An 18,458-nucleotide genomic window follows, 5' to 3' on the forward strand; every position below is an offset into this window, starting at 1 on the left:
AGATATTCATAAACCAGAATAAATACCTTAAAAGAATAAGCAAAAGCATAAGCACGCTCGCCCATTCGTCAGGATCCACGCGGCTAATCCCGGTACTTTCAGCCCCGGTTCAGCCTGGGCGGGTGCCAAGCCGTCAAACTGACGCGCCTATAACGACCCACTTAGCCGTTCATCAAATCGACTACCGAGGTCGCTCATGAAAAAATTCCGATTGCCTGGCCTGCTATTGCTTGCCCAGGCCACCACAGCACTGGCTAGCGAAACGCCAACGGTCACTGACGACAAAGGCTTCTGGTACGCCCAGACCAGCATCTACACCCGGCACTTTGCACCCGACCCGCAACACAACAACAAACAGGACTTGATCGGCCTGGAGCGCAATGAGGCGTCGGGCCTGGTGTATGGCGGGGTGACCTTTCGCAACTCGTTCCGCCAACGCTCGTACTACGCCTATGCGGGCAAGCGCTATGACATGGCCGACTATCCGGTGTATGCGAAGTTGACCGGTGGGCTGATCCAGGGCTATCGCGGCGAGTATCGCGACAAGATCCCATTGAATCGTTTTGGCGTAGCGCCAGTGATCATTCCGTCCGTGGGTACCCACTACGGGCCGGTCGCGGCGGAGTTGGTGTTGCTGGGGTTCAATGCAGCGATGGTGACGACCGGCTTACGCTTCTGAGCAGGCACAATTCAATGTGGGAGCTGGCTTGCCTGCTCCCACATTATTCAGCGCAACACTTCAGGGCCGTGGGGCGTAGGCAAACACGTCAGCGCGCATCCGGTGAGCATCCATACCGGCGTCGACCAATGCATCCAGGGTGCCGTAGATCATCGCCGGAGAGCCGCTGGCGTAGACATGTACCGTGTTGAGGTCGGCAATGTCTTCGCACACCACCTCATGCAGCAAACCGCAGCGCCCTTCCCAGCCACACAGGTCACTGACCACTTTGTGCAGGAACAGATTGGGCAATTGCAGCCACTGATCCCAGTGCTCGATCTGGTAGAAATCTTCCGGGCGCCGTACGCCCCAATACAGGTGCACCGGGTGCTTGAAGCCCGAAGCGCGGCAGTGCTCGATCAGGCTGTGCATCTGCGCCATACCGGTACCGGCGGCCATCAGCACCAGCGGCCCGTCCGGCAACTCGGCCAGGTGGGTGTCACCGAACGGCAGTTCCACACGGGCTATCTGGTTGCGCTGCAATTGTTCGATCAGGTTGCGCGCACTGTCTTCGCGCACCAGCACATGCAGCTCCAACTCACGCCCGGCATGGGGCGCAGAAGCCAGGGAAAACGCCGACTTTTCGCCGTTCTCCCGTTCGAGCATCAAGTACTGCCCGGCGTGGTAACGCACCGCCTTACCGGCCGGGGCGCGCAGGCGCACACGCCAGACATCGCCGCCGACTTCCACGCACTCGATCAATTGGCATGACAATTTGCGCAACGGCAACTCTCCTGGCGCCAGTACGCCATCCCACAACACAATGCAGTCTTCCAGGGGCTCGGCGATGCAGGTGTAGAACTCACCATGATCGCGCACTTCCCCGGCTTGGCGTACCCGGCCTTCCACCAGCAATGCCGCGCAGACATGGCACACGCCATTGCGACAGGCCTGAGGGCACTCATAGCCCAGGCGACGGGCGCCCTCGAGGATTCGCTCGCCAGGGGCCAGTTCCAGCACAGCACCGGAAGGTTGCAGGGTTACACGCATCAATCTATTCCCAATTCTTTCCAGATCGCATCGACCCGCGCAGTGACGGCTTCATCCTTGACGATCACCCGGCCCCACTCACGCGTGGTTTCGCCCGGCCATTTGTGCGTGGCATCCAGGCCCATCTTTGAGCCAAGGCCCGATACCGGCGACGCGAAGTCGAGATAGTCGATAGGCGTGTTGTCGATCATCACCGTATCGCGCTTGGGGTCCATGCGCGTGGTGATGGCCCAGATCACGTCGTTCCAGTCACGGGCATTGATGTCGTCGTCGGTGACGATAACGAACTTGGTGTACATGAACTGTCGCAAAAACGACCATACGCCGAGCATTACCCGCTTGGCATGCCCCGGATACGACTTCTTCATGGTCACGATGGCCATGCGGTACGAACAGCCCTCGGGCGGCAGGTAGAAGTCGGTGATTTCCGGGAATTGCTTTTGCAGGATCGGCACGAACACTTCGTTGAGCGCCACACCGAGGATGGCCGGCTCGTCGGGCGGACGGCCTGTGTAGGTACTGTGGTAGATCGGCTTGACCCGATGGGTGATGCGCTCGACGGTGAACACCGGAAAGCTGTCGACTTCGTTGTAGTAACCGGTGTGGTCGCCGTAGGGGCCTTCATCGGCCATTTCACCTGGGTGAATCACGCCTTCAAGGATGATTTCGGCGGTGGCCGGCACTTGCAGGTCATTACCGCGGCACTTCACCAGCTCCGTGCGATTACCGCGCAACAAACCGGCGAAAGCGTATTCGGAGAGGCTGTCAGGTACGGGCGTGACCGCGCCGAGGATGGTCGCCGGGTCGGCACCCAGGGCCACGGATACCGGGAACGGCTTGCCGGGATGCTTTTCGCACCACTCACGGAAGTCGAGGGCGCCGCCACGGTGGCTGAGCCAGCGCATGATCACTTTGTTACGGCCAATGACTTGCTGACGGTAGATACCGAGGTTCTGGCGGTCCTTGTTCGGGCCTTTGGTGACGGTCAGGCCCCAGGTGATCAACGGGCCGACGTCGCCGGGCCAACAGGTTTGCACCGGGAGCATGGCCAGGTCGACATCATCGCCCTCAATGACCACCTCCTGGCATACTGCGTCCTTGACCACCTTGGGGGCCATGGCAATGATCTTGCGGAAGATCGGTAGCTTGGACCAGGCGTCCTTCAAGCCCTTGGGCGGCTCGGGCTCCTTGAGAAAGGCCAGCAGCTTGCCGATCTCGCGCAGTTCGCTGACAGACTCGGCGCCCATGCCAAAGGCCACGCGCTCGGGAGTGCCGAACAGGTTGCCCAGCACCGGAATATCGAAGCCGGTCGGGTTTTCGAACAACAGCGCCGGGCCCTTGTTGCGCAAGGTGCGGTCGCAAATCTCAGTCATTTCCAGCACCGGAGAAATCGGCATCTGGATACGTTTCAACTCTCCGCGCTGCTCAAGTTGCTGCACGAAATCCCGAAGATCCTTGAATTTCATTAACCATGCCACCCGTAAAATAGGCGTACATCCTACCTGCTCTGAGGGCGGCTGGCAGCTTAATTGGCCGTCAATCCGCGTGATTGCAACGAACTGAACAACGGCTCCAGGAAGGCTTCGATGTGTCGCGCGCCGACGTCTGAAAGGTGGTTATCGTCGGTATACAGCGCTCGGCCATTGAGTTCGACCCGGCATACACCGTCGGTGCCACACAGCAAAGGTGCAGGGTCCAGCACCGCGACACCGCTGTCGGCCGCCGCCAACTCATCAAACAAGTGCGTGATAAAGGCCTGGCGCTTTACATGCTCGGCCACGGCGAGCCCTTCACCGTCCACGGGGCGGTTCATCATGGCCAGGCGGCTGAGACGGTAAGGTACGATGATTTCCTGCAGCGGCACTTCCTTGACCAGCCAGACCTTGTGCCCGGCAGCGCGCAAGCCCTGGATGCGCTCGCGCAAGCCCTGGGCAAAGCGTTGTTCGGCGACGGCACGCACATACTGGCCAGTGCCCGGGTCTTTGAGCGCATGCTCCTTGTCGCCGGACATTTGCCCGTACACATACAGGCTCCAGCGGGCGGCCAACACCACATCGCTGAAAGTCTGCTCGGACATGGCCTTCTCGACGCGACGATTGAAATGCGCGCAGCGGGCAATATTCTCCAGGCCATCGAGGGGAATACAGCCGGCAAAACTGGCTTCGACCAGGCTGATATCGTGGCGATCAGCGCCCTCTTTGAGTGCGGGTATCAGCGCAGTGGCGTGACTGTCGCCCCATACCAGTGCTGAAACAGATTGGCCTTTCGGGCCGAAATGGCAGAACAAGCGTTCATCGGGCGTATCTTTGTCGGCCATGCACGCCAGCAGGTCAGGGCTCCACTTCTTGGCCTGGGCAAAACGCAACGCCTGTTCGGACAAGCGCGAAGGCACGCCGTCAGCTTCGCGTATCGCAAGGCCAGTAAAGCCCAGCCCCAGAATGCCGACCATGGCTGACGCCAGAATCGCCTTACGCGAAGCCAGCAAACGTTTTTCCCGGAACGGCGTTTCCACGAAGCGCCAGGACAGATAGCCCAGCACCAGCGAAAGCAGCATCAGCCCCGCCAGCTCCAGCGCGCTCAAGCCATCCACCGCGGCATAGTTGGCGTACACGAACACCGGCCAGTGCCAGAGGTACCAGGAATAAGAGATCAGCCCGATACCCACCATGATCCGTGTGCCCAACAGGCGAGCGACCCAGGTCTGTTGCTGACCGTTGGCCCAGATCAACCCGACCACCCCCAGCACGGGCAACAACGCGGTCGCACCTGGGAACGGCGTTTTCGCGTCGTAGCCCAGCACAGCGATGAGGATCAATGCCAGGGAAGCCAGGCTGACCCCTTGGGCCAAGGCCGGCGAGGCGCGCCATTCACGCTTGGGCTGCACCGCCAGCATTGCACCGGCCAATAGTTCCCAGGCCCGCAGATGCAGCAGGAAGAAGGCTTTCTGCGGCTCATGCTGAACCGCCCAGACGCTCATGCCAAACGACACCAACAGTACCGCGAACAATGCCAGGCGCCAGTGCTTCAACCGACTGGAAAGCAACGTCAGCAGCAATGGGAAGAAAATATAGAACTGCTCTTCTACTGCGAGCGACCAGGTATGCAGCAAGGGCTTGATGTCGGATGAGGCATCAAAGTAGCCATGCTGGCGCGAGAACAACAGGTTCGACGTAAAGGTCACCTGATAGTGCGCAGACCGCCCTAACTCCTCATAGTCCTTGGGCGCCAAAAGAAACCAACCCACTGCCAGTGTCGCGGCGATCATCACAAACAGCGCGGGCAAGATACGCCGGGCTCTACGAGCCCAGAAGTCGATGAAGCTGAAGCGTCCAGCTTGACGCTCACGCCAGATAATTGACGTGATCAGGAAACCTGAGATGACGAAGAAGACGTCAACGCCAACAAAACCGCCAGTAATGCCAGGGACACCAAAGTGGAACAACACGACTGCAAGGACAGCAATGGCACGCAGGCCATCGATGTCTCTGCGGTAAGCAAGGGTGGTCATAAGAATGTGGTCAGTCTGCGACGAAAGGGATGAGCGAAGTCACGCGTCAATTTTTGTTACTTAACGGATACTTATGCCACAAAAATCGCAGAATCTCGACGCAAAAAAAATGGCGCCCCATTAAGGACGCCATTTTTTTGGACCTGAAACGCTGTATTACTTGCGTTTCATCGACAGGAAGAACTCGTCGTTGGTCTTGGTGGTTTTCAGCTTGTCGATCAGAAACTCGATGGCCGCAACTTCGTCCATCGGGTGCAGCAGCTTGCGCAGGATCCACATACGCTGCAGTTCGTCGTCTGCGGTCAGCAACTCTTCGCGGCGGGTGCCGGAGCGGTTGATGTTGATCGCCGGGAACACACGCTTTTCAGCGATGCGGCGGTCCAAAGGCAGTTCCATGTTGCCAGTACCCTTGAACTCTTCGTAGATCACTTCGTCCATCTTCGAGCCGGTTTCAACCAGCGCGGTGGCGATAATGGTCAGCGAGCCGCCTTCTTCGATGTTCCGCGCAGCGCCGAAGAAACGCTTTGGTTTCTCCAGGGCGTGGGCATCGACACCACCGGTCAGCACCTTGCCGGAGCTCGGGATCACGGTGTTGTAGGCACGGGCCAGACGCGTGATGGAATCGAGCAGGATCACCACGTCTTTCTTGTGCTCGACCAGGCGCTTGGCCTTTTCGATCACCATTTCGGCAACCTGCACGTGGCGGGTTGGCGGCTCATCGAACGTCGAGGCAACCACTTCGCCGCGCACGGTGCGCTGCATCTCGGTCACTTCTTCCGGACGCTCATCGATCAACAGCACGATCAGATGAACTTCAGGGTTGTTACGTGCAATGTTCGCGGCGATGTTCTGCAGCATGATGGTCTTGCCGGCTTTCGGCGGTGCGACGATCAGGCCACGCTGGCCTTTGCCGATCGGAGCGCAGAGATCGATCACACGACCGGTCAAGTCTTCGGTGGAGCCGTTACCGGCTTCCATCTTCATGCGCACGGTCGGGAACAGCGGGGTCAGGTTCTCGAAGAGAATCTTGTTTTTCGCGTTCTCTGGGCGGTCGAAGTTGATCGTGTCGACCTTGAGCAGGGCGAAGTAACGCTCGCCTTCCTTCGGAGGACGGATCTTGCCAACGATGGTGTCACCAGTGCGCAAGTTGAAGCGACGGATCTGGCTCGGCGAGACGTAGATATCATCTGGGCCGGCGAGATAGGACGCGTCTGCAGAGCGGAGGAAGCCGAAGCCGTCCTGGAGAATCTCCAGCACGCCATCACCGGAGATTTCCTCGCCGCTTTTCGCGTGCTTCTTGAGCAGGGAGAAAATCACGTCCTGCTTGCGCGAACGGGCCATATTTTCTATGCCCATTTCTTCGGCCAGTTGGAGCAGGTCGGTAATCGGCTTTTGCTTGAGTTCAGTCAGATTCATATAGGAATGACGTAATCATTTATGGAGGGGGGGAAATTAAGCTTTTGGCTTAATGAGGCCGCGCCGCAGAGAAGGCGACAGGATCGCGTACTAATCGAAAAGGAATGCGTCGGCGACGGCTTGCAGGGGGCAGTGGAGAAACCACTGCGGGGCCGAATGTACCACCTGGATTTCGGAGCGTCTAGCCCTGCTTTACGAAAAAGCCCCGCTATTTGCGGGGCTTTTTTGACGACGCTTAGATGTTCGCGTCGAGGAAAGCTTGCAACTGGGACTTCGACAGCGCGCCCACTTTAGTCGCTTCAACATTGCCGTTCTTGAACAGCATCAGCGTAGGAATACCACGTACGCCATGCTTGGCCGGAGTTTCCTGGTTGTCGTCGATGTTCAGCTTGGCAACGGTCAGCTTGCCTTCGTAGGTGGTTGCAATGTCGTCCAGGACCGGAGCGATCATTTTGCAAGGGCCGCACCATTCAGCCCAGTAGTCAACCAGCACCGGGCCGGCAGCCTTGAGTACTTCGGCCTCAAAGGTCGCGTCGGTGACGTGCTTGATAAGATCGTTGCTCATGGATGTCTCCGGATTGTAAGCAAAAAAAACGTTGCCCATCATAGCCGCCCTTCCCCTGTTCAGGAAGCCGCGTCTGATTGAGTCTTGCTATGAAGTTGAATGAGTGTGGGTATGACCCCACTCACGACGTAACGGGCGTCACGAACGCAATGCCCGTGCGCAACGCAGCATTACGTATATGTTCCTGCATGGTTTTCTGCGCCTTCGTACTGTTGCGGCGGGCCAGGGCGCGCAGGATCCTGCGATGTTCCTGCCAGGTTTCCATGGCCCGCTCCGGCCGGATGAACGGTAGTTTCTGACTCTCCAAAAACACCTCGGCACTGGCACTGAGGATACTCACCATTGCCTGGTTACCGCTGGCCAGCAGAATGCACTGGTGAAATTCGAAGTCCAGGCGAGCGGCCGCTTCGAAGTCACCCGCCTTGAGCACTCTGTGCATGGCTTCGACATTATCCTCCAGGCTGTCCAGCGCCTCGATGGTCAGTGTCATTGCTGCCAACCCCGCCGCAAACCCCTCCAATGCGTAGCGCAGCTGGAAGATATCCGGCGGCGTAGCCTGCGCCGCGAAGGGCCAGGCAAAGCCTGGCGCTTCTTGCACGTCCTGCACGAACACGCCCTTGCCCGCCTGCACACTGACCACGCCCAAGGCGCTAAGCGATGACAGCGCCTCACGCAACGAAGCCCGACTCACCCCCAATTGCAGGGCCAGGTCGCGCTGGGACGGTAACGCATCGCCCGGCCCGAAGCCTTGCTCCTTGATGAGTTTGCGGATGGCCTGCAAGGCCGCCTCCGGTACGGCTTGGGCAATGGAATTCATAAAAAGCACAGGTTCCCGATAGCTGCGTGACCCGTTGTAAAACTATTTATGGCCGGCTGCAAGCCGCGCCCCAAAGGGGCTCGCAGCTTTTTGTCAGCGCTCGAAAAGGGTGCGAAAACCCTGGCAACTGTTCAGACCAGTAAGACCTGTGCACCTCAATAAACATCAGCCTTGCAGACGATCCGAACGGTGCTGGCATGGGCTGTGCACTGGGCAAACTCAGAAAATTCCTTCGCCTTTTTCGGAGAGTTGCCATGACCAAGCGCTACAGCGCCCTGCTCACTGCCCTGTTTGCCAGCCTTATGCTGAGCCAGGCACCCGCCCAGGCGAATGGTCTGGATGACATCGTCGCTCGTGGCACGCTGAAGGTTGCCGTCCCCCAGGACTTTCCGCCGTTTGGCTCGGTGGGCCCTGACATGCAACCCCGTGGCCTGGACATCGACACCGCCAAGCTGCTGGCCGACCAACTCAAGGTCAAGCTGGAACTGACCCCGGTGAACAGCACCAACCGCATCCCGTTCCTCACCACCGGCAAGGTCGACCTGGTGATTTCCAGCCTGGGCAAGAACCCCGAGCGCGCAAAAGTCATCGACTTCTCCAACGCCTACGCGCCGTTCTACCTTGCCGTGTTTGGGCCGCCTGATGCCGCCATCGCCAGCCTCGACGACCTCAAGGGCAAGACCATCAGCGTGACCCGTGGCGCCATCGAAGACATCGAGCTGACCGCGGTAGCGCCCAAGGAAGCCACGATCAAGCGTTTTGAAGACAACAACTCCACCATCGCCGCCTACCTGGCCGGCCAGGTCGACCTGATCGCCAGTGGCAACGTGGTCATGGTGGCCATCAGCGAACGCAACCCCAAGCGCGTACCGGCACTGAAGGTGAAACTCAAGGATTCGCCGGTGTACGTAGGCGTGAACAAGAACGAGCCGGCGCTGTTGGAAAAGGTCAACCAGATCCTGGTCGCGGCCAAGGCTGACGGTAGCCTGGAGAAAAACGCCATGCAGTGGCTCAAAGAACCGCTGCCTGCCGACCTCTGACGCGGAGCTCAACGATGGCCTATCAATTCGACTTTGTGCCGGTGCTGGCCAATACCGACCTGCTCCTGCGTGGCGCGCTGTTCACCCTTGAGCTGACGGCCATTGGCGCCACCCTCGGTGTGGCCCTGGGCACTGTCGGCGCCGTGGTACGGGCATGGAAGATCCAGCCGTTTGCGTGGCTCTTTGGTGTGTATGTCGAGTTGATCCGCAACACGCCGTTCCTGGTGCAACTGTTCTTCATCTTCTTCGGACTGCCGTCCCTGGGATTGAAAATCACCGAATGGCAAGCCGCCGTGCTGGCGATGGTAATCAACCTGGGGGCGTACTCCACCGAGATCATATGTGCGGGTATCCAGGCCATCCCACGGGGGCAACTGGAAGCGGCCGCGGCGCTGGCAATGACGCGCTTCGAGGCGTTCCGCCATGTGGTGTTGCTACCAGCCCTGGGCAAGGTGTGGCCAGCCCTGAGCAGCCAGATCATCATCGTGATGCTCGGCTCGGCGGTGTGTTCGCAGATCGCGACTGAAGAGCTGAGCTTTGCCGCCAACTTTATCCAGTCACGTAATTTCCGTGCCTTTGAAACCTATGCCCTGACCACGCTGGTGTACCTGTGCATGGCGCTGATGATTCGCCAGTTGCTCAACTGGATCGGCCGACGGTTTGTCATGAGGAACAGCCGATGAGTGATTTTTCGTTTTGGGACATCGTGCGCAACCTGCTTACCGGCCTGCAATGGACGCTGCTGCTGTCATTGGTGGCGTTTGTGGGCGGCAGTCTGATCGGCTTGCTGGTGATGACCCTGCGCATCAGCCGCAAAGCGTTCCCGCGCAATATTGCCCGCACCTATATCGAACTGTTCCAGGGCACACCACTGCTGATGCAGCTATTCCTGGTGTTTTTCGGCGTTGCCCTGCTCGGCGTGGACATATCGCCCTGGCTGGCAGCGGCGATTGCGTTGACCCTGTTTACCAGCGCTTACCTGGCTGAAATATGGCGCGGCTGCGTCGACTCCATTGCCCATGGCCAATGGGAAGCCTCGGCCAGCCTGGCCCTCAACCCGCTTGAACAACTGCGCTACGTGATCTTGCCCCAGGCGCTACGTATTGCTGTCGCGCCGACAGTGGGCTTCTCGGTGCAGGTGGTCAAAGGCACCGCCGTGACCTCGATCATCGGCTTCACCGAACTGACCAAGACGGGCGGCATGCTCGCCAACGCCACCTTTGAACCCTTCATGGTTTATGGCCTGGTGGCCCTCGGATACTTCCTGCTTTGCTACCCCTTGTCCCTCAGTGCGCGCTACCTGGAAAGGAGACTGCATGCCTCTGCTTAGAATTTCTGCCCTGCATAAGTATTATGGCGATCACCACGTGCTCAAGGGCATCGACCTGACGGTGGACGAAGGCCAGGTGGTGGCAATCATCGGCCGCAGCGGCTCGGGCAAGTCCACCTTGCTGCGCACCCTCAATGGTCTGGAGTCGATCAACGACGGCGTCATCGAAGTCGATGGTGAATACCTCGACGCGGCCCGCGCCGACCTGCGCAGCCTGCGGCAGAAGGTCGGCATGGTGTTCCAGCAATTCAATCTGTTCCCGCACCTGACCGTGGGCGAGAACGTGATGCTGGCGCCGCAAGTGGTGCAGAAAGTGCCAAAGGCCAAAGCGGTGCAGTTGGCAAAGCAGATGCTGGAAAGGGTAGGCCTGGGCGAGAAGTTCAACGCTTTCCCTGATCGACTGTCCGGTGGCCAGCAACAGCGAGTCGCCATTGCCCGCGCACTGGCCATGTCACCCAAAGTGCTGCTGTGCGATGAAATCACATCGGCCCTGGACCCGGAGCTGGTCAATGAAGTGCTCAGCGTGGTGCGCCAACTGGCTAAAGACGGCATGACCCTGATCATGGTGACCCACGAAATGCGTTTTGCCCGGGAGGTTGGGGATAAGTTGGTGTTCATGCACCAGGGCAAGGTGCATGAAGTGGGCGATCCGAAAGTGCTGTTTGCACATCCGCAATCTGCCGAGCTTGCAAACTTCATCGGCAGCCATGGATCACCTGCCTGAGGACTCAGCCACCGGACACCAGCTCGAAACGCCCATTGCCCTCGTATGTGGTTTTATTGCCAACAGCAGTGGCTGCGCTCGATAGCCAGGTGTCTACTTGCACCTGCGCGGAAAAAGCGTGGCCTCTGGCAGGAACTCCGCCGACCAGCACTACCAGAGATTGGCCTGGGCGTAGCTGGGCGTCCCGTTCGGTAGGGTTGTGCCATTGCGCTAACTCGATGGGTTTACCGTCGAGTTGAGGATGCTGAAGCGTCAGGTTGAAAAAGCCCTGGCGGCCGAACCTGTAGCCAGTCTCATTGGCCGGCACGCCTTGAAAACGTAGCGCAATCACCGCAGCCTCCACGCAGATCACGTTCAGACGTACCATACGCTTTCCCAGCGAAGCACCCCGGTTTTCGAGCTGTTCGCCTGGGCGAAGCAGGCCGTAATCGATGATGGGTTGGCTCAGGGACAGGCGGCAGTTCGCAGCACTTGCCGGCGCTGCCAGTAAAAGGCAGCTCAACAACAGCCCCAAGCCTTTGAGGCACCCGATACGCCACTCGTTCATGCGGGCCATCTCACCGACAGACCGCCGAAGCGGTTTCGTAGAATTTGCCATTATAGGTTTGCTCCGGAAGGTCGAGTTGCAGCGCGCAGGACACTGTGCTGGAAGAAACTTTAAGGGCCTGGGGCGCGTCGACGTTGCTGAGAAAAATCATCCCATCCCCAACCACCGTGGTCAGCAATGCATTTTCTGGCCCCAGCACGGCAGCGCCCTGAGGCAATGGTTTGCCGTGTATATCCGTAGCGCGCAGCAGTACCCGGCGCACGTTGATTACTTCGAAATCGACCCTGTTGAAGGACCCACGGCCCGCTTCCAGGACCTTGGTACCGTTCTTGATATCCATCTGGCGAGGTAGGCTTTTGCCTTCCAGCTCCAACACGCTCGACTGATAAGCCGGCAAACTGGCGATCACAGCCTTGCCCCACGGGTCGGTCCAAACCGGCCCTTGAGGTGTGGTAAGACGAGCACCGGCAACCTCGCCCACCGAGACCACGCCAAACGTGTCCTCAACCCGATACGGCGACAATGTGAAACCTTCAGAATGGGCGACCACCGCCCCTTGCAATTGCCCGGAGTAACTAGTGCTGGACGAGTCACGATTCAGCCCCAGCCCCACTTGCGCGTAACGAGAAGACGCGTTGAGCGTGCCGCCCAGGGTGTGCTCACGATGCCCTGCGAAGTCTCTGTCGCTGCGTATCTGGTAGTTCAGCGTCTCGTCGACACGCTCATCATAGGCAGTGCCGATACTGGAGCGCTCTCCCTGACGTCGAGCGAATGCGCTGAGGCTCCGATCACGGCCCAAGGGAACACTGACCTGCAGTCGAATACCCAGTCCGTCATCGTTCCGGTCATCGGCACTGTTGGACTGGCCAATCTGAGAGTCCACGGTCACACCGACACTGGCATATCTGAAGCTCTTGTTCCACGTGCCGTAGATATTCTGGGTAATCCGGCTCTTGAAATCGGCCCCCCGGTTATAACCGATTGAGAAGCCACCCAACTGAGGGTCCGCCCAACTGAATCCTACGGTGTACTGGTTCTTGAATCGCGAGCCATCCACATCGTTCACATGAGGCGTCACTGTATCGATGACGTCACGATAGCCCGGTGTCTGCGCAGTGGCACTCAAGGACATCTGTACATTCGCAGGCAGGCCGACGCTCACAGACACACTGTTGCGCGCGCCTTGTACGTTTGTTGAATGATCCCGGGACAAGTTGTTACGCACCCCCAGGGAAAAGCGCTGGGAAAAGCTGCTGTCCAGGGCAAGCCCTACCGCATTGTAGCTATCGGTACTTTGTACCCCTGCGCTGACCGCGCTGTCCTTGCCCACAGCCCACGTACCACTGGCCATGGCCAGCAGGGGCTCTTTGGCCCCTCTCCCCTCCACCTCCCGGACCTTGCCCAAAGAAGCTGTATATCCAGACTTCACGGGGACCACTGCGCGGAACGTAGCAGCCGGCACGACAAAACTGCGCTGCCCGCCCTGAGTCTCTATCACCGTGACCTGAAGGTCGCTGGTGCCGTTGAGCAAGGGCAGATTGGTCAGCGTAAAAGGCCCCTCAGGAACGACCGTGGTATAGATCAACGCGCCGGATTGCCGTACTTCCACCCGTGATTGGCTCAGGGCTCGCCCCTCGACTACCACGCCATTGTGACTGCCACCACTTTCAATACCATCGGGAAAAATCTGCGCGCCCGTCAGTTGTACTCCCCCAAACACCGGGTTATTGCTCGATATCTGACCGACCTGGAAGGTCGAAGCCAAAGGCAAGAAATCCCGTTGTGCATAGGCGAAAAGGTGTTCGGCCGTTGTGCGGCGATCGTTGGAAATATAAAGCTGGCGGCTGCGGGCAATCCAATCGCCAAAATTGAAGCCCACCTCTGTGGAGGCTGAAAGATACCGATAGGTATCCGCCCTGGAATGACTGTTGATTGCCTGGACGTCGTAATTGAGTAGCGCTGCCGTGCCTCCGCGCGCATAGCTGCCGGAGTCTCGCTGAACGTCTCGCAGCGCTTGCGTAGGCACCACCAACGACACCTCTTCGTTGCCAGGGCGCAATGTCGTTACTGTCTCAGGGTATTCGGCTTTGAAGTCATGACAGGCTTGCTCGGGGGGGACACTTTTGTCGATCACCGAAGGAGGTACCCGCAAGCTGCCACGATCAAGCAAACTACGGGTAAAGCATAGCTCACCTTCTTTATCGAACCGAGCATCCGTCAAGCCTATCCGCTCACCGTTGACGTGCAGGTCCACGACCCTCACACCCTCACTGAAACGTGGCGCATGACGAAAATAGTGGGCAACCGAAGGGCTGATACCCCGGGCCTGCAGCGTTTCCAAGTCGAACCCGGAAATGCTCGATACCCGGGCGGCAGAAGCCTCCGTGACCACCCCCGCCATCAGTGCCATGCACACCGACAGGCTCAGCCCGCTTCGCCTGAAAAGCGCCTCACGCTGTTGTACATGATTCAAGTCGTCGGGAACTGCACCGAAATTGCCATTGGTTGTGTTCATGAACGGTCACGGCGCATTCGTGATGAGCAGCGCATCGTAGCTATCGACAGCGAAGCCATAGACGGTCGCGGGTTCAAGGGTGACCGAGGTGGCACCGGGCACAGGCTTGTCCAAGGCCACCTGCAACACTTCGCCAGGCAGCACGTAGGTACGAGCAAGGCTGGCCGTCACTCGTTGCGGATTAAGACGGACGTCCGCCGCCAGGCGAACTACGTAGGGGCTGTCGTTGCGCACACTCAAGACGTTGGCCTGAAGATGCCAGGTCAGTAGCTCCCAAGGCGCATCGTTCTTTGGCAAGCCTTTGGGATGCAGGATCAGCGGAAGGTTCTGCCGAAGGCTGATACCAATGGTCGCACCGGAACCAGGTTTTGCCTGAGGAATTCCTTCGAAGGACACACGCTTCAGGCGCTGGGTCTTGAGTGGCTCGGTGCCTATTGAAAGAAACCGCACCATCTGACGCTCTCCTGCATCCACACGTGTGACCGGTGGAGTGACAACAATCAGTTGCTCGGTATCTTCCGGGACATCCTCGATAACCGAGTGCAGTAGTGCCGGACTGCTATCCGTGTTGGTGACGTTAATGCTGACTTCACCTTCTGCCTCATGTAGCACAATGACGGTAGTATCAGGACGCATACCGTCGGCAAACAGCACCATCGGCAAGAAAAAACCTATTAACAAGCATGACTTAAGAACTCTTTTAACCATCACTTCACTACCTACTTGTGCGCACAGGCTTTGCGAAAGAAATATTGGCCGACACAAAACCCGCTTAATAAAGCGTGGTTCTGTGTCAGCCCCTTTCCGCACCTAGTTATAGATAGCGCAGCTCTAAAGTAGCCTGACCGTCCAGATCAATCTGATTACTCATATTTAACTCTGATGTTTTATTGATAACAGGCAACACTTCAATTTGGCCTGCCACCGTATTAAGCTTAATAGGTGCGTAGACATTTCCTGCCCGCCAAGCCGTAAGGTTGGAGGTATGGCCGACGGCTTGGGTGCTATTCGTATGCCAATATCCGCCATTACTCTCGGAACCAACAATCCCTACCGATACACCGTCCGCCACCGAATTACGCAGGTGGATCAGATACCCACCAATCTTTTGCCCTTGGGACGTAGCACCCAATCCGAAGTTATAAAAATCTTTATAATTACTGCCAAAAAGACTGAGCATCATGCCGGGAATTCGAGAGCTTGCGCGATTGTCCGACGCCCTGATTGCCACCGTTGTCTTGACATTGCTGGCACACTTGATCGAATAAGGCGTTGTCTTTTTAGCCAACTGTGTATAACGCGTCGGACTCAGGGAATTCGGATCAATCCTTCCGTAGTCAAAAACCGAATTGGTTATCGTGAAACTGCAGCTGACGGGGGCAATCGTCCCTTTCACACTCAGGTCTGCGGCTTGTGCATTAGCACCAAGTAGCGCCAAACACACAGCAGTCATCCAAAATTTGTTTTTATTCATCTTCAGAGCTCTCTAATTAATAAAAAACACCATATCAACCCCTTTTGCGGGCCGGTTCGCACTTTCACCGAGACGAACATGCGAGTTATCTGCGTAATGAGGGATGACCAGAAGTCTAGAGGTAACGAAGTTCCAAAGTTGCGTGACCATCAAGGTTGATTTGAGTATTCATTTCAAGCTCTGAAGCCTTGTTAATGATAGCTTGCACTTCCAGATTTCCGGTTACCGTATTAAACTGGCCAGGCGTAAATGCCGCACCGGAACGCCAACTAGAAAGATTGGTAGAATGTCCCAGCGCCTCAGTGCTCCTCGGATCCCAAGTACCGCCGTATCCTTCATTGGTAATGACATAAGCCGCTTTACCCTCTCCGACGTTGTTACGCATATGAATGACATATCCGCCGATTTTCTGTCCTTTAGAGGTAGTTCCCAATCCGTAGTTATAATTATCTCGATAGCCTGTTCCAAACTGTGAAACCATCAGCCCAGGTATTCTTGAACTGGCACGATTATCCACGACTTTTATACCAATCTTGGCTTTCGCAGCAGCACCGCATCTGATCGCATAAGGGCTACTTTTTTTAGCCAGCTTTGTGTAGTTGGTTGGGCTAAAAGTATTCGGATCAAGCCGCCCATAATCAATGACGGAACTTGTAATCGTAAAGCTGCAGCTGGACGGTGCAATCGAGCCTTTTACACTCAGGTCTGCGGCTTGAACGTTAATACCAGCGGTAACCAGGAGCAGCCCAGCCATCCCAGAAATAGATTTCTTCATTAGAGCTCACCTTTTCAACCTATCAAAAATCAAAAATCAGCCCACTTACATACCAAATCCATTGCTTATAAAAACTTCCCTGAAGGTCTGATCTATAAATAAATACCACCACAGCACGAGCGTCGCGTCTAAGTATTACCGTCTCACCAGAATAAGAAAGCCGGACAAACGTACAATTTTCGTCGGATTAATCTTCAACCCGATGTCATTGACAGGAAAGCATCTGTACGACGTCAAACATCAGTAAATAGGACAGAAAAAATCCTGTAGAAAACCTCTCCAAATCGTAAACCAGAGACATATCAAAGTAATGACTACATAGTCTTCGGGTTTAGTAATACGGCCAAAGTAACAACTTCCTACACCTCACCCTTACAGTGTCCATCAAGCCTCAAGTCGAAATCCTCTTGCACCATGCGTTGGCGCCAGCGTTCGATCGTGGCACGATGGCAAGGTTATCGACCGAGACCCCCAAACCATGCCGCAATCCCAAGCCAAGAATCTGTCTTTGATCGCCGCCATCGACCTGGGCTCCAACAGCTTTCATATGGTCGTGGCCAAGGCCCAGAACGGCGAGATCCGCATCCTTGAGCGGCTCGGCGAGAAGGTGCAACTGGCCGCCGGGATCGACGACGAGCGCAAGCTCAATGAAGAATCCATGCAGCGCGGGCTCGATTGCCTCAAGCGTTTCGCGCAACTGATCAACGGCATGCCCCCTGGCGCGGTGCGTATCGTTGGCACCAACGCCTTGCGCGAAGCGCGCAACCGCAACGAATTCATCCATCGCGCCGAGGAAATCCTCGGGCATCCGGTGGAAGTCATCTCGGGCCGTGAAGAGGCACGCCTGATCTACCTCGGCGTGTCCCACACCCTGGCCGATACGCCCGGCAAACGCCTGGTGGCGGACATTGGCGGTGGCAGCACCGAGTTCATCATCGGCCAACGTTTCGAACCGCTATTGCGTGAAAGCCTGCAGATGGGGTGCGTGAGTTTCACCCAGCGTTATTTCAAGGATGGCAAGATCACTCCGGCGCGCTATGCCCAGGCCTACACCGCAGCGCGCCTGGAAATCATGAGCATCGAACATGCCTTGCACCGCCTGACCTGGGATGAAGCCATCGGCTCGTCCGGGACCATCCGTGCCATTGGCCTGGCTTTGAAGGCCGGTGGCCATGGCACCGGTGAGGTGAACGCCGAAGGCCTGGCGTGGCTCAAGCGCAAGCTGTTCAAGCTGGGGGATGCAGAGAAAATCGACTTCGACGGCATCAAGCCCGACCGTCGCGCCATTTTCCCTGCGGGCCTGGCGATTCTCGAAGCCATCTTCGACGCCCTCGAACTGCAACGCATGGACCACTGTGACGGCGCCCTGCGCGAAGGCGTGCTCTACGACCTGCTGGGCCGGCACCACCACGAAGACGTGCGCGAGCGCACCCTCAGCTCGCTGATGGAGCGTTACCACGTCGACCTGGAGCAAGCCGCCCGCGTCGAGCGCAAAGCCTTGCACGCCTTCGACCAGGTGGCTGAGGACTGGGACCTGGAGGACGGCGTCTGGCGCGAGTTACTCGGCTGGGCAGCCAAGGTGCATGAAGTCGGCCTGGACATCGCTCACTACCATTATCACAAGCACGGCGCGTACCTGATCGAACACTCGGACCTGGCCGGTTTCTCCCGGGAAGACCAACAGATGCTCGCGCTGCTGGTACGCGGCCATCGCCGCAACATTCCCAAGGACAAGTTTGCCGAATTCGGTAAAGACGGCATCAAGCTGATCCGCCTGTGCGCGCTGCTGCGCTTTGCAATCCTGTTCCACCACATCCGCGGCACCCAGGAAATGCCCCAGGTCAAACTGCACGCCGATGGCGATAGCCTGGAAGTGATGTTCCCCAAAGGCTGGCTGGATGAAAACCAGCTGACCCAGGCGGACTTCGCCCAGGAAGCGGAATGGCTGACACGGGTGGGGTTCAGCCTGAACCTGCGCTAAAGCACACTGCAAAACAAATGTGGGAGCGGGCTTGCCCGCGAATGCAGTGGATCAGTCA

The 18,458-nt window shown here is 57.6% G+C and carries 17 protein-coding genes; 6 read left to right on the forward strand and 11 right to left on the reverse strand.

Features of this window, described 5'->3' with window-relative positions; genetic code table 11:
- Positions 1-196: 196 nt before the first annotated feature.
- Entirely contained in the window at positions 197-679 is a 483-nt protein-coding gene (locus tag AC07S6_RS06645; protein WP_057710208.1) for a serine/threonine-protein phosphatase 2A activator family protein, read from the forward strand.
- Positions 680-739: 60 nt separating this feature from the next.
- Here AC07S6_RS06645 and AC07S6_RS06650 read toward each other — a convergent pair whose 3' ends face one another.
- The 6 genes from AC07S6_RS06650 to AC07S6_RS06675 form a co-directional block, all read right to left on the reverse strand.
- Complete coding sequence (locus tag AC07S6_RS06650; RefSeq protein WP_197882669.1) at positions 740-1,708, reverse strand: CDP-6-deoxy-delta-3,4-glucoseen reductase; 969 nt, start codon at positions 1,706-1,708, stop codon at positions 740-742.
- Positions 1,708-3,174: a 4-hydroxy-3-polyprenylbenzoate decarboxylase gene (ubiD, locus tag AC07S6_RS06655; protein ID WP_003195329.1), complete on the reverse strand. Its 1,467-nt coding sequence runs from the start codon at positions 3,172-3,174 to the stop codon at positions 1,708-1,710. The genes AC07S6_RS06650 and ubiD overlap by 1 nt, the downstream gene beginning before the upstream one ends.
- A 59-nt stretch (positions 3,175-3,233) precedes the next feature.
- Positions 3,234-5,216 (reverse strand): acyltransferase family protein, encoded by a 1,983-nt coding sequence (locus AC07S6_RS06660; RefSeq protein WP_060772781.1) that lies wholly within the window; start codon positions 5,214-5,216, stop codon positions 3,234-3,236.
- A gap of 156 nt (positions 5,217-5,372) precedes the next feature.
- A complete protein-coding gene (gene rho / locus AC07S6_RS06665) occupies positions 5,373-6,632 on the reverse strand; it encodes a transcription termination factor Rho (protein WP_003176825.1) in 1,260 nt (419 codons plus the stop codon).
- A 235-nt stretch (positions 6,633-6,867) separates the two neighbouring features.
- On the reverse strand, positions 6,868-7,197 hold the full coding sequence (trxA, locus tag AC07S6_RS06670) for a thioredoxin TrxA (protein WP_034129019.1): 330 nt from the start codon (positions 7,195-7,197) through the stop codon (positions 6,868-6,870).
- 121 nt (positions 7,198-7,318) lie between these two features.
- Positions 7,319-8,014, reverse strand: a complete 696-nt coding sequence (locus AC07S6_RS06675; protein WP_197882671.1) for a FadR/GntR family transcriptional regulator — start codon at positions 8,012-8,014, stop codon at positions 7,319-7,321.
- 254 nt (positions 8,015-8,268) lie between these two features.
- Here AC07S6_RS06675 and AC07S6_RS06680 point away from each other — a divergent pair, with 254 nt between their 5' ends.
- From AC07S6_RS06680 to AC07S6_RS06695, 4 genes are read left to right on the forward strand one after another with little or no spacing between them, the layout of a single operon-like run.
- Entirely contained in the window at positions 8,269-9,054 is a 786-nt protein-coding gene (locus tag AC07S6_RS06680) for a transporter substrate-binding domain-containing protein (RefSeq protein WP_034129021.1), read from the forward strand.
- 14 nt (positions 9,055-9,068) lie between these two features.
- The gene (locus tag AC07S6_RS06685) at positions 9,069-9,737 is read left to right on the forward strand and encodes an amino acid ABC transporter permease (protein ID WP_495111954.1); all 669 of its coding nucleotides are present in this window, start codon (positions 9,069-9,071) and stop codon (positions 9,735-9,737) included.
- Positions 9,734-10,384: an amino acid ABC transporter permease gene (locus AC07S6_RS06690; RefSeq protein ID WP_490613491.1), complete on the forward strand. Its 651-nt coding sequence runs from the start codon at positions 9,734-9,736 to the stop codon at positions 10,382-10,384. Before AC07S6_RS06685 ends, AC07S6_RS06690 begins: the two co-directional genes overlap by 4 nt.
- Positions 10,371-11,108 carry an amino acid ABC transporter ATP-binding protein gene (locus tag AC07S6_RS06695; protein WP_181124100.1) on the forward strand — a complete coding sequence of 246 codons (738 nt, stop codon included), beginning with the start codon at positions 10,371-10,373 and terminating at the stop codon, positions 11,106-11,108. Before AC07S6_RS06690 ends, AC07S6_RS06695 begins: the two co-directional genes overlap by 14 nt.
- Positions 11,109-11,112: 4 nt before the next feature.
- Here the strand turns inward: AC07S6_RS06695 and AC07S6_RS06700 are convergent, their stop codons facing one another.
- The 5 genes from AC07S6_RS06700 to AC07S6_RS06720 all read right to left on the reverse strand — a co-directional run bounded on the left by AC07S6_RS06700 (position 11,113) and on the right by AC07S6_RS06720 (position 16,419).
- Positions 11,113-11,655 carry a DUF1120 domain-containing protein gene (locus tag AC07S6_RS06700; protein ID WP_034129076.1) on the reverse strand — a complete coding sequence of 181 codons (543 nt, stop codon included), beginning with the start codon at positions 11,653-11,655 and terminating at the stop codon, positions 11,113-11,115.
- A gap of 10 nt (positions 11,656-11,665) precedes the next feature.
- On the reverse strand, positions 11,666-14,170 hold the full coding sequence (locus tag AC07S6_RS06705; protein ID WP_495111955.1) for a fimbria/pilus outer membrane usher protein: 2,505 nt from the start codon (positions 14,168-14,170) through the stop codon (positions 11,666-11,668).
- A gap of 6 nt (positions 14,171-14,176) precedes the next feature.
- Entirely contained in the window at positions 14,177-14,878 is a 702-nt protein-coding gene (locus tag AC07S6_RS06710) for a fimbria/pilus chaperone family protein (RefSeq protein WP_197882674.1), read from the reverse strand.
- Between the two features lie 106 nt (positions 14,879-14,984).
- A complete protein-coding gene (locus AC07S6_RS06715) occupies positions 14,985-15,644 on the reverse strand; it encodes a DUF1120 domain-containing protein (RefSeq protein WP_197882675.1) in 660 nt (219 codons plus the stop codon).
- Between the two features lie 115 nt (positions 15,645-15,759).
- Complete coding sequence (locus AC07S6_RS06720) at positions 15,760-16,419, reverse strand: DUF1120 domain-containing protein (protein ID WP_495111956.1); 660 nt, start codon at positions 16,417-16,419, stop codon at positions 15,760-15,762.
- Between the two features lie 478 nt (positions 16,420-16,897).
- Here AC07S6_RS06720 and ppx point away from each other — a divergent pair, with 478 nt between their 5' ends.
- Positions 16,898-18,400 (forward strand): exopolyphosphatase, encoded by a 1,503-nt coding sequence (gene ppx, locus AC07S6_RS06725; protein WP_003195352.1) that lies wholly within the window; start codon positions 16,898-16,900, stop codon positions 18,398-18,400.
- Positions 18,401-18,458: the final 58 nt, after the last annotated feature.

It is taken from the genome of Pseudomonas sp. GW821-FHT07B01 (assembly GCF_059419065.1).

What these genes read in the sequence shown, in the direction of transcription:
- AC07S6_RS06695 (WP_181124100.1), top strand. Translation starts at nt 10,371, where the DNA reads ATGCCTCTGCTTAGAATTTCTGCCCTGCATAAGTATTATGGCGATCAC.
- rho (WP_003176825.1), bottom strand. Translation starts at nt 6,632, where the DNA reads ATGAATCTGACTGAACTCAAGCAAAAGCCGATTACCGACCTGCTCCAA.
- AC07S6_RS06680 (WP_034129021.1), top strand. Translation starts at nt 8,269, where the DNA reads ATGACCAAGCGCTACAGCGCCCTGCTCACTGCCCTGTTTGCCAGCCTT.
- ppx (WP_003195352.1), top strand. Translation starts at nt 16,898, where the DNA reads ATGCCGCAATCCCAAGCCAAGAATCTGTCTTTGATCGCCGCCATCGAC.
- AC07S6_RS06720 (WP_495111956.1), bottom strand. Translation starts at nt 16,419, where the DNA reads ATGAAGAAATCTATTTCTGGGATGGCTGGGCTGCTCCTGGTTACCGCT.
- AC07S6_RS06690 (WP_490613491.1), top strand. Translation starts at nt 9,734, where the DNA reads ATGAGTGATTTTTCGTTTTGGGACATCGTGCGCAACCTGCTTACCGGC.
- AC07S6_RS06660 (WP_060772781.1), bottom strand. Translation starts at nt 5,216, where the DNA reads ATGACCACCCTTGCTTACCGCAGAGACATCGATGGCCTGCGTGCCATT.
- AC07S6_RS06710 (WP_197882674.1), bottom strand. Translation starts at nt 14,878, where the DNA reads ATGGTTAAAAGAGTTCTTAAGTCATGCTTGTTAATAGGTTTTTTCTTG.
- AC07S6_RS06685 (WP_495111954.1), top strand. Translation starts at nt 9,069, where the DNA reads ATGGCCTATCAATTCGACTTTGTGCCGGTGCTGGCCAATACCGACCTG.
- AC07S6_RS06675 (WP_197882671.1), bottom strand. Translation starts at nt 8,014, where the DNA reads ATGAATTCCATTGCCCAAGCCGTACCGGAGGCGGCCTTGCAGGCCATC.
- AC07S6_RS06650 (WP_197882669.1), bottom strand. Translation starts at nt 1,708, where the DNA reads ATGCGTGTAACCCTGCAACCTTCCGGTGCTGTGCTGGAACTGGCCCCT.
- AC07S6_RS06715 (WP_197882675.1), bottom strand. Translation starts at nt 15,644, where the DNA reads ATGAATAAAAACAAATTTTGGATGACTGCTGTGTGTTTGGCGCTACTT.
- AC07S6_RS06705 (WP_495111955.1), bottom strand. Translation starts at nt 14,170, where the DNA reads ATGAACACAACCAATGGCAATTTCGGTGCAGTTCCCGACGACTTGAAT.
- AC07S6_RS06645 (WP_057710208.1), top strand. Translation starts at nt 197, where the DNA reads ATGAAAAAATTCCGATTGCCTGGCCTGCTATTGCTTGCCCAGGCCACC.
- trxA (WP_034129019.1), bottom strand. Translation starts at nt 7,197, where the DNA reads ATGAGCAACGATCTTATCAAGCACGTCACCGACGCGACCTTTGAGGCC.
- ubiD (WP_003195329.1), bottom strand. Translation starts at nt 3,174, where the DNA reads ATGAAATTCAAGGATCTTCGGGATTTCGTGCAGCAACTTGAGCAGCGC.
- AC07S6_RS06700 (WP_034129076.1), bottom strand. Translation starts at nt 11,655, where the DNA reads ATGAACGAGTGGCGTATCGGGTGCCTCAAAGGCTTGGGGCTGTTGTTG.